Source organism: Mesorhizobium sp. M7D.F.Ca.US.005.01.1.1, assembly GCF_003952545.1.
GTDB lineage: Bacteria > Pseudomonadota > Alphaproteobacteria > Rhizobiales > Rhizobiaceae > Mesorhizobium > Mesorhizobium loti.
Genome location: NZ_CP034453.1, coordinates 3,654,252 through 3,667,097, shown reverse-complemented (window position 1 = coordinate 3,667,097; position 12,846 = coordinate 3,654,252). Strand labels below are relative to the sequence as shown.

13 protein-coding genes are annotated in these 12,846 nt (G+C 62.5%); 4 read left to right on the top strand and 9 right to left on the bottom strand.

The genetic code is table 11. From position 1 onward, the window contains the following. Nucleotides 1–3: 3 nt before the first annotated feature. Genes EJ076_RS17535 through hmgA form a run of 4 tightly spaced genes read right to left on the bottom strand, consistent with a single transcriptional unit; the run spans nt 4 to nt 3,518 of the window. Nucleotides 4–291, bottom strand: coding sequence for a hypothetical protein (locus EJ076_RS17535; RefSeq protein WP_126068739.1), 288 nt, complete (start codon nt 289–291; stop codon nt 4–6). A 4-nt stretch (nt 292–295) separates the two neighbouring features. After that, entirely contained in the window at nt 296–1,309 is a 1,014-nt protein-coding gene (locus tag EJ076_RS17530) for a fumarylacetoacetate hydrolase family protein (RefSeq protein ID WP_126068738.1), read from the bottom strand. Beyond that, the gene (locus tag EJ076_RS17525; protein WP_164548858.1) at nt 1,306–2,193 is read right to left on the bottom strand and encodes an MBL fold metallo-hydrolase; all 888 of its coding nucleotides are present in this window, start codon (nt 2,191–2,193) and stop codon (nt 1,306–1,308) included. Before EJ076_RS17525 ends, EJ076_RS17530 begins: the two co-directional genes overlap by 4 nt. Before the next feature lie 11 nt (nt 2,194–2,204). After that, nucleotides 2,205–3,518: a homogentisate 1,2-dioxygenase gene (gene hmgA / locus EJ076_RS17520; RefSeq protein WP_126068736.1), complete on the bottom strand. Its 1,314-nt coding sequence runs from the start codon at nt 3,516–3,518 to the stop codon at nt 2,205–2,207. Nucleotides 3,519–3,605: 87 nt separating this feature from the next. On the opposite strand from hmgA, the gene EJ076_RS17515 reads away from it, so the two are divergent. After that, nucleotides 3,606–4,073 carry a MarR family transcriptional regulator gene (locus tag EJ076_RS17515; protein ID WP_109672389.1) on the top strand — a complete coding sequence of 156 codons (468 nt, stop codon included), beginning with the start codon at nt 3,606–3,608 and terminating at the stop codon, nt 4,071–4,073. Between the two features lie 58 nt (nt 4,074–4,131). Here EJ076_RS17515 and tdh read toward each other — a convergent pair whose 3' ends face one another. Genes tdh through EJ076_RS17500 form a run of 3 tightly spaced genes read right to left on the bottom strand, consistent with a single transcriptional unit; the run spans nt 4,132 to nt 6,690 of the window. Continuing rightward, on the bottom strand, nt 4,132–5,166 hold the full coding sequence (tdh, locus tag EJ076_RS17510; protein WP_109672387.1) for an L-threonine 3-dehydrogenase: 1,035 nt from the start codon (nt 5,164–5,166) through the stop codon (nt 4,132–4,134). Nucleotides 5,167–5,218: 52 nt separating this feature from the next. Next, nucleotides 5,219–6,406: a glycine C-acetyltransferase gene (locus EJ076_RS17505; protein ID WP_126068735.1), complete on the bottom strand. Its 1,188-nt coding sequence runs from the start codon at nt 6,404–6,406 to the stop codon at nt 5,219–5,221. Further along, nucleotides 6,403–6,690 (bottom strand): hypothetical protein, encoded by a 288-nt coding sequence (locus tag EJ076_RS17500; protein WP_126068734.1) that lies wholly within the window; start codon nt 6,688–6,690, stop codon nt 6,403–6,405. The genes EJ076_RS17505 and EJ076_RS17500 overlap by 4 nt, the downstream gene beginning before the upstream one ends. A 35-nt stretch (nt 6,691–6,725) precedes the next feature. On the opposite strand from EJ076_RS17500, the gene EJ076_RS17495 reads away from it, so the two are divergent. Continuing rightward, complete coding sequence (locus tag EJ076_RS17495) at nt 6,726–8,792, top strand: EAL domain-containing protein (RefSeq protein WP_126068733.1); 2,067 nt, start codon at nt 6,726–6,728, stop codon at nt 8,790–8,792. A gap of 131 nt (nt 8,793–8,923) precedes the next feature. Further along, on the top strand, nt 8,924–9,664 hold the full coding sequence (locus EJ076_RS17490; RefSeq protein ID WP_126068732.1) for a polysaccharide deacetylase family protein: 741 nt from the start codon (nt 8,924–8,926) through the stop codon (nt 9,662–9,664). Nucleotides 9,665–9,690: 26 nt separating this feature from the next. On the opposite strand, the gene EJ076_RS17485 is transcribed toward EJ076_RS17490, so the two are convergent. Beyond that, nucleotides 9,691–10,119 (bottom strand): MarR family winged helix-turn-helix transcriptional regulator, encoded by a 429-nt coding sequence (locus tag EJ076_RS17485; RefSeq protein ID WP_126068731.1) that lies wholly within the window; start codon nt 10,117–10,119, stop codon nt 9,691–9,693. Nucleotides 10,120–10,236: 117 nt separating this feature from the next. On the opposite strand from EJ076_RS17485, the gene EJ076_RS17480 reads away from it, so the two are divergent. Further along, entirely contained in the window at nt 10,237–10,644 is a 408-nt protein-coding gene (locus tag EJ076_RS17480; RefSeq protein WP_126068730.1) for a hypothetical protein, read from the top strand. Nucleotides 10,645–10,780: 136 nt separating this feature from the next. On the opposite strand, the gene EJ076_RS17475 is transcribed toward EJ076_RS17480, so the two are convergent. After that, nucleotides 10,781–12,826: an NADH:flavin oxidoreductase gene (locus EJ076_RS17475; RefSeq protein ID WP_126068729.1), complete on the bottom strand. Its 2,046-nt coding sequence runs from the start codon at nt 12,824–12,826 to the stop codon at nt 10,781–10,783. Nucleotides 12,827–12,846: the final 20 nt, after the last annotated feature.

The window sequence follows — 12,846 nt, the reverse complement described above, 5'->3', positions numbered from 1 at the left end:
ACGTCATCCGGTCGACCGCACCAGATACAAGCCCGCCCACATGACGACAAAACCGGCGAGAACGATCAGCAGTAGCCGGTTCATGCGCCGACGCATGCCCTGCGTTTCCACGTCCCGCGCGACGTTCCTATTGGTGATGGTGTGGAACATCATCGCCTTGCGCGGAAAGCCGCTGCGGTTGGTCAGGTCAGGCGAGCGCGCCTCGATGCGGTAACTCAGCCGGATCGCCTGGATGAACGCGGCCAGTATGGCGAGTGCCCAGACACCGGCCAGCAGATAGACCCCCGCCATTCCCTTACCTCTCGTATTTCTCGACCTTCTGCTCGATGGCGCCGAAGATCGAATGCCCAGCTTTGTCCTTCATCTCGATGCGCACCGTGTCGCCGAAGCGCAGGAACGGCGTTTTGGGCTCGCCTGACACAATGGTCTCGGTCATGCGCAGTTCGGCGATGCAGGAATAGCCGGCGCCGCCAGCCGAGACAGGTTTGCCCGGCCCGCCGTCGAGCTTGTTGGAAACAGTCCCCGACCCGATGATCGTGCCGGCGGCCAATGGACGTGTCCTTGCCGCGTGAACGATCAGCGCCGGAAAGTCGAAGGTCATGTCGATACCGGCATTGGCCCGGCCGAACGGCTTGCCGTTGAGATCGGCGAGCAGCGGCAGATTGACCTTGCCGCCGTCCCATGCGTCGCCCAGTTCGTCCGGCGTGACCGCGACGGGTGAAAACGCCGAGGACGGCTTTGACTGGAAAAACCCAAATCCCTTGGCCAGCTCCGGCCCGGTGAGCGCGCGCAGCGTGACGTCGTTGACCAGCATCACCAGCCTGATCGCGGCGCGCGCTTCCTCGAGGCTTGCACCTATCGGAACATCGTCGACGACAACAGCGACTTCGCCTTCCATGTCGATGCCGAAGGCTTCGTCGGCCATGCGGATCGGATCGCGTGGCGGAATGAAGGCGTCCGAACCGCCCTGGTAGATCAGCGGATCGGTCCAGAAGCTCGCCGGCATCTCGGCGCCGCGCGCTTTGCGCACCAGTTCGACATGGTTCACATAGGCCGAGCCGTCAGCCCATTGATAGGCACGCGGCAGCGGCGAATGGGCGTCATGCTCGTGGAAGCGCTCCGCCGGCACCGCATTGTTCTCAAGCGATTCCGCTATTGTCGTGAGGTGTGGGGCGATGCGCCGCCAGTCGTCAAGCGCCGCCTGCAGCGTGCGCACCAGGAACGAGGCGTCGGTGAAGCGTGTCAGGTCACGCGAGACGACGACGAGTTTTCCGTCGCGCGTCCCGTCCTTCAATGTGGCAAGCTTCATGCGGTTTCCTCTCCTGCTGCAGCTTTGGCGCTGCTTAACCCCACAACAAGGCCGTCGCGGGCGATCGTCAAGTCGCCGCCCCATGTTTTCCTGGCAGCGGCTATCCAGTCGGCATCGCCGATCCCGGGATCGTCGGCCGGAATGAGATGATTGAGCACCAGTCTCTGGACGGCTGCATCGCTGGCGATGCGTCCCGCCTCTTCGGCAAAGCTGTGGCTGGCGAGCAGATGGTCTTTCAGCCGCGCGCCATTGCCAGTCTTGGCCACCAGCCGCTCGATGCCTTCTTCCAGCATGGCCTCGTGGACCAGGATATCCGCGCTCCGGGCAAAATCGGCGAGCGGCGGATAAAAGGCCGTGTCGGCGGAGAACACCACGCTTTTGGCGCCATGCTCGAAGCGCAGCGCAAAACAGTCGGCCACCGGCGGATGCTCGACGCGCAGCGCCGAAACCGTCAAGCCGCCTTGTTCGACCACCTGGCCTTCGCCGAATTCGACGATCGAAACCAGCTCACGAATATCCGGCCGGCCCTCATCGACGATCCGGATCTCGATGTCGAACTCCATCGCCTGGCAAAAACGCCGCCAGTAATGACCCGTGCCGGGCGGACCGAACACGCCGACGGGCGTCGCCAAGCCCGCTGTCCACGCGGTGTGGATCAACGGCCCCAATTCCAGCACATGGTCGGAATGCAAATGCGTGATGAAGATCAGGTCGAGCGCCTTCAGGCTGATACCGGCATCGACCAGACCACGCGTCACGCCAAGTCCGCAGTCGACGACGATGCTGCGGCCGCCGATCTCCAGCAGCGACGAACTCGGCCATGGGCCACCTGGCCGCAGCGCCGGGCCGCCCTTCGAACCCAAAATCACCAGCCGATCCGGCATTGGCTCTGTGCTCAAGACCAGTCGCCCTCAGGCGTGCCGTTGAAGCGCTTCTTCAGGTCCGCCCAGCAGTCGATGTAATTGTCCTGCCGGGTTTCCAGTTCGGCGCCGTAGCGGGTCAGCATCTGCGGGTAGCGGGTCTCGAACATGAAGGCCATGGTGTTGTCGAGCTTGACCGGTTTCAGGTCCGCGCGCGAGGCTTTTTCGAAGCCAGGCGCATCCGGCCCATGGGCCAGCATCAGATTGTGCAGGCTGATGCCGCCGGGCACAAAACCCTCTTCCTTGGCGTCGTACTGGCCGTGGATCAGCCCCATGAACTCGCTCATGATGTTGCGGTGATACCAGGGCGGCCGGAACGTATCTTCGGCCACCAGCCAGCGCGGCGGGAAGATGACGAAGTCGATGTTGGCGGTGCCCTCCTCGCCGCTCGGCGCCGTCAGCACTGTGAAGATCGACGGATCGGGGTGGTCGAACAGCAGCGCTCCGACCGGCGAAAAGGTCGCCAGATCATATTTGTAGGGCGCATAGTTGCCGTGCCAGGCAACGACATCCAGCGGCGAATGACCGATCTCGGTGACATGGAAATTGCCGCACCATTTCACCGTCAGCCGGCATCGCGTTTCCTTCTCCTCGAACCAGGCGCAAGGCGTCTTGAAATCGCGCGGGTTGGCCAGGCAGTTGGCGCCGATCGGACCACGGTCGGGCAGCGTCAGCTTGGCGCCGCAATTCTCGCAGACATAGCCACGCACTTGCCTGTCGACCAACTCGACCTTGAAGACGAGGCCGCGTGGCAGCACCGCGATCTCGCCGGGCCGAAGCTCAATGACGCCCATCTCGGTGACGAAGCGCAAAGCGCCGACCTGTGGCACGATCAGCAATTCGCCGTCGGCATTGAAGAAATGATCGTCGACCATAGAGGTGTTGGCGACATAGACGTGGGCTGCCATGCCGGTCTGCCCGAGCACGTCGCCGGCGGTGGTTATGCTGCGCATACCGGCGATGAAATCGGTCGGCTCCTTCGGCATCGGCACCGGATTCCAGCGATACTGGCCAAGCGCCAGTTCGTGATCGCCGACATTGGGCGCGCTCTTCCACAAGGGATAGCTCGCCGGCTTGAAGCGGCCGGTGTGCCTGACGCTCGGCCTGATGCGGTAGAGCCAGGAGCGCTCATTGGTGCCGCGCGGGGCGGTGAAGGGCGAGCCCGAAAGCTGCTCGGCATAGAGCCCGTAGGCCGGCCGCTGCGGCGAGTTCCGTCCTTGCGGCAGCGAACCGGGCAGCGTCTCGGTTTCGAAGTCGTTGCCGAAACCCGGCATGTAGGAAAAGGCCATTGCTTCCTCCCGGAATGGATCTCAATTGACCAAACTGGTTTCATTTGTAACCATCGAAAATGTAACCATCAATGGCGACTTTGAAAAATGGCGATCAAGAGCGAAGCGTCCGACGAGCCTGAAATTCTCAATCTGGAGAATTTCCTGCCCTACCGGCTCTACCGGCTTGCCGACGCCGTCAGCCGCGAATTCTCGCGAATATACAAGGACAGCCATGGCCTGACGCGGCCGGAATGGCGCACCCTTTCCGGGCTTGGGCAGCATGGAACAATGACGGCGTCTGCAATCGGCGAGCAATCGGCAATGCACAAGACCAAGGTGTCGCGCGCTGTTGCTGAACTCGAACGGCGGCGCTGGCTCACGCGGACACCAGATGAGAATGATCGCCGGGTCGAGCATCTGGCGCTGACCAAGGCCGGCCTTGCCGCCTATCGCGAAATGGTGCCGCTGGCGAAGGCGTTCGAGCGGGAGTTGCTGGCGAAACTGAGCGTCAGCGAACGCGAAGCGATCGCGAACGGACTGGCGGCGCTGCAGGCTGCGTTGGGCAAAGGCTAGGTCGGGAACAGAAATGCCGACATATTAGCGGGACAGCGCAACGCCTCTTATTAGGCGCCTACCAGTCCATCACCACCTTGCCGGAACTGCCGCTGCGCATCGCATCGAAGCCGGCCTGGAAATCGTCGATGCCGATCCGGTGCGTGATAAGCCCGGAAACATCGAGCGGGCCCTGCACCAGCGCGATCATCTTGTACCAGGTCTCGAACATCTCACGGCCGTAGATGCCCTTGAGGTGCAGCATCTTGAAGATGACCTTGTTCCAGTCGATCTCGAAACCGGTCGGCGCAATGCCCAGAATGGCGATCTTGCCGCCATTGTTCATGGTGTCGATCATGTCGCGGAAGGCAGGTGCAGCGCCCGACATTTCGAGGCCGACATCAAAGCCTTCGGTCATGCCGAGCGCCGGCATGATTTCGCGCAGCTTTTCCTTCGACGCATCGACGACATGCTGGACGCCGAGCTTTTTCGCCAGCGCCAGCCGCACCGGGTTGATGTCGGTGATGACCACTTTTCGCGCGCCGACGCATTGCGCGACGAGCGCGCCCATGATGCCGATCGGCCCGGCGCCGGTCACCAGCACATCCTCGCCGACCAGATCGAAGGAGAGTGCGGTGTGCACGGCATTGCCGAGCGGGTCGAAGATGGCGGCGATCTCGTCCGGCACATCGTCGGGGATAGGCACGACATTGTGCTGCGGGATCGCCAGATACTCGCCGAAGGCGCCCGGACGGTTGACGCCGACGCCGAGGGTGTTGCGGCACAGATGCCCCCTGCCCGCACGGCAGTTGCGGCAATGACCGCAGACGATGTGGCCTTCGCCCGACACGCGCTGGCCGACCTTGTATTCGGTGACCGCGGCGCCGAAATCGGCAACGGTTCCGACAAATTCATGGCCGGTGACCATTGGCACCGGCACCGTCTTTTGCGCCCACTGGTCCCAATTGTAGATATGGACGTCAGTGCCGCAGATTGCCGTCTTCTTGATCTTGATCAGCACGTCGTTGGGGCCGATTTCCGGCACCGGCACCTCTTCCATCCAGATGCCCGGTTCGGCCTTGGCCTTCACCAGCGCCTTCATCATGTTCGACATGCGTTTGTCCCTTGAATCTCTTGATCCGGAGTCGCTTTTCGATTCCGGCCTTTCAGGAAATGACCCCGAGTTCGCGCCCGACGGCGGCAAACGCTTCCACCGCGCGGTCGATGTCGGCGCTGGAATGCGCCGCCGACATCTGGGTGCGGATGCGCGCCTGGCCCTTCGGCACCACCGGGAAAGAAAAGCCGATGACGTAGATGCCGCGCTTCAGCATGCGCGCGGCCATCTCCTGCGCCAGGCTGGCATCGCCCAGCATCACCGGAATGATCGGATGGTCGGCGCCGGCCAGCGTGAAGCCGAGCTTGCCCATCTGCGACCGGAACCGCGCCGCATTGGCATAGAGGCGCTCGCGCAAGGCGTCGCCATTGCGGATCAGTTCGAACACCTTGATCGAAGCGCCGGCAATCGCCGGCATGAGCGTGTTGGAGAAGAGATAGGGTCGTGAGCGCTGGCGCAGCCAGTCGACCACTTGGCTCTTGCCCGAGGTGTAACCGCCGGAGGCGCCGCCGAGCGCCTTGCCGAGGGTCCCGGTGATGATGTCGACCCTGCCCTCGACGCCGCAATGCTCGGCCGAGCCGCGGCCGTTCTGGCCGACGAAGCCGACCGCATGGCTGTCGTCAACCATCACCATGGCGTCGTATTTCTCAGCGAGGTCGCAGACACCCCGAAGGTTAGCGATGATGCCATCCATCGAAAACACGCCATCGGTGGCGATCAGCCGGAAGCGACAGTCCTTGGCTTCCTTCAGGCGCGCCTCGAGATCGGCCATGTCGTTGTTGGCGTAGCGGAAGCGTTTGGCCTTCGACAGCCGCACGCCGTCGATGATCGAGGCGTGGTTCAGCGCATCGGAAATGATCGCGTCGTCCTCACCGAGCAACGTTTCGAACAGGCCGCCATTGGCGTCGAAGCAAGAGCCGTAGAGGATGGTGTCTTCCAGGCCGAGGAACGATGAAATCGTCGCCTCGAGCTGTTTGTGCTCCTCTTGCGTGCCGCAGATGAAGCGCACCGAGGCCATGCCGTAGCCATAGCGGTCGAGCGCCTGGCTGGCCGCCGCACGCAGGTCGGCGCTGTCGGCGAGGCCAAGATAGTTGTTGGCGCAGAAATTGAGCACCTTCTGCCCGCCGACCTCGATCTCGGCTGACTGGGTCGAAGAGATCACCCGTTCGGATTTGTAGAGGCCTGCCGATTTGAGCCCCGCGAGCTCGCTGTCGATGTGGGAGAGGAATGCTGCGGTCATGATCTAGCCTCGTTTGACGTGGGCCGACTGTCGTCTCGTCCGCGCGAAAAATCCATCGCAAAAACGACCGGATCGGTGGCAAGCGGCCCGATGTGGCCCCGATGTGGATTGTCATGCGGCCGCAGAAGCGGGGCCACGACAAATGCGGCAGGCCGACGACCGCTCAAATGTCGGTACAGCGCTAAACGAGCCGATAACCATTTCGCGATCTTTCCACGGCTCCCCCTTGCCGGCCGGCTGTCGATTTCCAGTCCTGTTAACGTTTGCAGTTCAATGGTGCTCATACAGGAATCCGTTGGCGAGAGGGCCGCCCCCGAAAATGTCGCAGCAGCCGGTGCAAACCGTTTCAGGCAAGCTCATATTGCTGATCAAGGCTGGCTATTGGCTGGCCCTGCTAATCATTGCGGCCATGGTGATAGCCTCCTTCATCCTGCTGCAGCAGATGATGGCAACCCAACAGCACAACCACACCTTGCTCGACATTGTCAGCACGCAAAAGACGCTGTCGCAGCGCATCGTCTTCCTTGCCAGTGCAACGGTTGCTGGTTCGCGCGACAAGCAGCCGGCGCTGGTCAGCGCGCTCAAGCAGGCAACGGCGGAGTTCGAGACGAACTACGATCTGCTGCTCGAGCAGACGGGAGCCGATCCGCAATCGCCGGCCAAGCTCGACTCGAAGTCGATCGAAAGTGTCCTTTTCGCCAAGCCCTTTCACCTCGATTATTTCTCGGTCGGGCTGATCGCCAATGGCGACCGCCTGATCTCGGCCTATGAATCGCGATTCACGGGCAATGGCGGCTACAAAGGTGGCGACGAGCGCGTCAATCTCGATGCTTCTGTCGCCAATGCGACCTTGTCGGGCTATGCCGCGCTTGGCCAGCGCATCAGCGCCGATGCCGATGAGCGCTCCGAGAAGCTGCTCGCCCTCCACCGCACATTGTTCTACGCCACCCTCGGCGTCATCATACTGGTGGCGCTCTTCATTTTCAGGCCGATGTCGAACGCCATCCTGCGCAAGACGCATGAACTGATCGACGCCCGCAATTCCATGGCCTTCATCGCGGTGCATGACGGCCTCACCGGCCTGCACAACCGCACGTTCCTGACCGACCATTTCGACACGCTGATCAAGGGCACGCACCGGCGCCGCGAGCGCCTTGCCGTCGTCCAGCTCGACCTCGACCGGTTCAAGCAGATCAACGATACGCTCGGCCACGCCGCCGGCGACTATGTGCTGGTCGTCACGGCGCAGCGCATGCGCGATTCCTGCCGGGCGTCGGATCTGTGCGTGCGGCTGGGCGGCGACGAGTTCGTCATGATTCTCGGCGGTGCCGGCGGCACCGAAGACATCAACATGCTGGCGCGGCGCATCCTGGCGCACATCAACGAGCCGATCGTCTTCCAGGGCACGACCATTCTACCAGGCGCCAGCGCCGGCATCGCCGTCTATCCGATCGACGCCGACAATGCCCAGGACCTGCTGGTCCACGCCGATCTGGCGCTCTACTCCGCCAAGAAGCTCGGCGGCGGCAACTTCTCCTTCTTCTCCGAAGAGTTGCGCCGCGAGCTCGACTATCGCAAGCAACTCGAGCACGACATCAAGGTCGCCATCGCGGAGCGGGCCTTCCAGGTCTATTTCCAGCCGCAGGTTTCGCTGACCAACGGCACGATCAGCGGCATCGAGGCGCTGGTGCGCTGGAACCATGCAGAGCGCGGCATGATCCCACCTGGCGAATTCATTCCGGTCGCCGAGAAATGCGGCTTCATGCCCGAGATCGGCCGCATCGTCATCACCAAGGCGATCAACGAGGCGGCCGAATGGAACCGCGCCGGGATTGCCTTCGGGCGGCTTGCCGTCAATGTTTCCGGTACCGAACTGCGCGAGCACGATTTCGATGCGTTTTTGTTCGAGACGCTGGAAAAGGCCGGGCTGCCGCCGCAGAAACTGTCGCTGGAAATCGTCGAATCCGTCATCCTCGACGACGAGAAGACGGGCATCGCCGCCAAGCTGCGCCATATCAGGGCAGCCGGCGTTCATCTCGAACTCGACGATTTCGGCACCGGCTATGCGTCGCTCAGCCATGTCAACCCGAACGAGATCGACCGGCTGAAGATCGATCGCCGCTTCGTCCAGAACATCCATGAGAATGGCGACAACTCGAAGATCGTGCGCGCCATCACCGAGCTGGCGCGTGGCCTTGGCATCTCGATCGTTGCCGAAGGTGCCGAAACCGAGGCCGAGCTCGATTCGCTGATGGCGATCGGCTGCGACCAGGTGCAGGGTTATTCCATCGCCTTCCCGATGCCGCACGACAAGGCGCTGGAATGGCTGACCGCCCGCATGCCGAAGAAAGCCAAGCTGACAGTGCTGCAGGGAAGCCTGGCGTAGGCTTGCCTTTTTGTTTGTGCATGTCGTTGTCCAAAATCGCTGCGCACTTTTGGGCGACATGCACCGGCTCGCCTTGACAAGCCGTTGTGGGGATGGCCGCCTGTCATGATTGCAACCGGATATTGCGGGTGATGACACCGTTTCGGTTTGTCCTGGCGGCACTGTTGATTTTTGCGGTCCCCGCCCATGGCGCCGATCGCACCATCTATCTTACCTTCGACGATGGCCCGCTGAACGGCACAAGCAACATCCTCGATGTGCTGGAAGCCGAGCAGGTTCCGGCGACCATGTTCATGGTCGGCATGCACGCGCAGGCGAGCGCCGGCAACAGGGCGCTCGTCCAACGCGCCAAGCAGCTTGCGCTGGTGACGCTCGGCAACCACAGCTACAGCCACGCCAACAACCGCTACCAGCATTTTTACGCCGACACCGAAGGCGTCGTCGCCGACATGATGCGGGCAAACGCGGTGCTTGGCTTGAAGCCGATGGTGCATGCGCGGCTGCCGGGACGCGACGTGTTCAGGCTGCCCTCTATGTCGAAGAACGACACCTCGCTTGGCCTCGCCCAGGAGGGGCATGAAGAGCCCGACTACGAGTTTGTCGCGGCCTCAGGCTTCTATCTCTACGGCTGGGACCACGAATGGGTGCACAAGGACAACGGCGAACCGGTGCAGAGCGTCGACCATCTGGTCAGCGAGATCGACCACCTCTTCGGCTATGGCCGCTTCGTCAAGCCCGGCAAGCTGATCCTGTTGATGCATGACGAGATGTTCCAGGACCGCTTCGACGGCAAGACGAAGCTGACCAATTTGATCACCGCGCTGAAGCTGCGCCATTACACCTTTGGGACAATCCAGGGCTACGACGACTGAACCGATGATCGGGGGTGCGCGCTCCCCTATCCTCCCACATTGCCCCGCAACGCCGCCAGCACCTGCGCGAACTCCGCCAGCCGCTCGTCGGACAACCCCACCCGCAGCCGCTTGTCAAAGGAAAGCGCTGCTTTGCGCAATGTCTCGAACATTGCTTCTCCGGCCCCGGTCAATTCGACCAGATGAACGCGACGGTTGACGGGATCGCGGCGGCGCATCAGCAGGCCCTGTGCCTCCATCGCGTTGAGATGGTGGGTCAGCGTCGCCCCCTGGATGCCGATCATGCCGGCGAGTTCGCGCTGATTGGCAAGCCTGCTCGACTTGACCGACAGCAGGGTGAGCCAGACCGGCAACGTACCGCCGGCCTCGACCAAGGCGGCGTCGAAAGCCTGGGCAACCAGCTTGGCGGTTCGGCCGAGATTCATGCCAACTGGCGGGCGTTCGAAGGGTGTCATTGCAGGACACTAAACGGTGTTTTCCGCAGATGGAACTGGCTGTCTTTTATACATTGACATCTAATCATTCGATATCTAACTCTATGTGCAATGGCGGGCGCGAGAGGAGATCCGGTCATGCAGTATGTCTACATCGTCATTATCGGCCTTCATGTCATGGCCGGTGTTTTCTGGGCAGGCACCACGATCACGCTGGCGCGCGATCCCGATATCCGGGCCGAACGCTTCATCCAGCCGCAGATGGGCGCGGCCGGCATGGTTTTCCTGACCGGAGCGCTGCTCTGGTATTTCTTCCACGGCGCCTATTTCGGTTCGATGGAAATGGTGCTCGCGCTTGGCATCCTGGCCGCTTTCGCCGCCGCCGGCGTGCTCGGCGCCATGGTCAGGGCGCCGAGCAGACGACTTGCCGATGCGAATGCGGAAACCGAAACGCAACTGCGCGCCAGAATGGCGACGGGCGAGCGCATTGCCGCCTGGTTGCTGGTCGTGACGGTGCTGTGCATGGCTGTCGCGAGAATGGTCTGAGACGCCGCACCTCCTCACAGAATCGTACGTTGTCTGGCGACGAGCCAATGACGTGCGGGCGCGCGGCCAGATCGAAGTACACGGGCTCTCGTACGCAGGTCCGACCGCGCGCCACCGATCCTCGCGATACCTAATTTCAGATCCGCAAGCCGAACCTGATGCCGTCATAGATGGCGGCATGGATGTTGCGCGAGGCGACCGCGTCGCCAATGCGGAACATCACGAAGCCGCCTTGCGGATTACGGGCCGGAAAGATGTCGCCACCGCTCACCAGACGCTCGTAATCCACCGCGCCGCCATTCTTCGACAGCGGCTTCAGCGAGAGATAGAGATCGTCGAGCGGCAGCGTGCCGTGCTCGACCACCACCTGGTCGACCCGCCGCTCACCGCGCCAGCTGTCGGCGAAATCCGAGGCCAGTTCGGCGATCAGCTGGTTGCCTTCGCGCCGCACCGAACGCAGCCGTGTGTTGATGGTGATGGTGACGCCCTTTTCCTGGAAGGCGCGCATGTATGGCACGTGATTCATGCCGCCCATTTCCGGGGCAAAGAAGCGCTCCGGCGAGACAAGTTCTAGTTTCGAGCCGGCATTGGCGATCAGCTCGGCCGCGCCCATGCCCTGATGGCCGCCATTGTCGTCATAGAGCAGCACGTTTTCGGCCGGCTTGACGCTGCCGGCCATGATGTCCCAGCTTGAGGTGACAAGGTTGTCGCCCGCCGTCAACGGCGGGTTTTGCGGCAGACCGCCGGTGGCGACCACCACCACGTCGGGTGACAGCGCCAGAACGTCGTCCTTCTCCGCCCAGGTGTCGTAGCGGATCTCGACGCCGAGCCGGTCGAGTTCGGCCAGCCGCCAGTCGATGATGCCGATCAATTCCTTGCGGCGCGGGTTCTGCGTCGCCAGCCGAATTTGGCCGCCGGCCTGGCTCGACGCTTCAAGCACCGTCACCTGGTGGCCGCGCTCGGCCGCGACCCGCGCCGTTTCCAGGCCACCGGCGCCGGCACCGACGACGACGATTTTCTGCTTCGGTCCTTCTGTCTTGACGATGATGTGCGGAATATCGGCCTCGCGGCCGGTCGCCGCATTGTGGACGCACAGCGCTTCGCCGCCTTCATAGATGCGGTCGAGACAATAGGTGGCGCCCACACATGGGCGTATCTCGTGCTCGCGGCCCTCCATCACCTTTTTCATGATGTGCGGATCGGCGATATGGGCGCGGGTCATGCCGACCATGTCGAGCTTGCCGGTGGCGATGGCGTGCCGTGCGGTGGCGACGTCGGAAATGCGCGCCGCATGGAAGGTCGGGAATTTTGTCGCCGCCCTCACCTCACCGGCGAAATCGAGATGCGGAGACGAGCGCATGCCGGCCACCGGGATGACCTTGGTCAGCGCCGCGTCACTCTCGATCGAGCCGCGGATGATGTTGAGGAAATCAACCTTGCCGGAGTCGGCCAGCCGCTTTGCGATCTCGACGCCTTCCGCCTTCGACAGGCCTTTTTCGAAATCTTCGTCGGCAACCATGCGAATGCCGACGACGAATTTGTCACCGACCGCCGACCGCACGGCGTCGAGAACCATGTTGGTGAAGCGCAGGCGGTTGTCGAGCGAGCCGCCGAACTCGTCGTCGCGATGGTTGGTGGCCGGCGACCAGAAGCCGTCGATCAGGTGGCCGTAGGCTTCGAACTCGATCCCATCGAGGCCTGCGGCCTGGCAGCGCTGCGCGGCCGAAGCATAGTCGGCAACGATGCGCTCGATGTCCCAGTCCTCGATGGTCTTGGGAAAAGCACGATGCGCTGGCTCGCGCACCGGCGAGGCCGAGAGCACCGGCAGCCAGTCGGCCTTGTTCCAGCCGGTGCGGCGGCCGAGATGGGTGATCTGGATCATCACCTTGCAGTCGTGCTCGTGACAGGCGTCAGTGAGCTCGGCCAGCCACGGCACGATCTTATCGTCATAGACATGCAAATTGCCAAAGGCGGCCGGACTGTCGCGCGAGACGATCGCCGATCCGGCGGTCATGGTCAGCGCCATACCGCCCTTGGCCTTCTCGGCATGGTAGAGCCGATAGCGCTCTTTCGGCATGCCGTCCTCGGAATAGGCCGGCTCGTGGCTGGTCGACATGACCCGATTCTTCAGCGTCAGATGTTTGAGCTGGTAGGGCTGGAGAAGCGGATCGTTACTCGTCATCGTCTTCCTGCTTTTTCAAA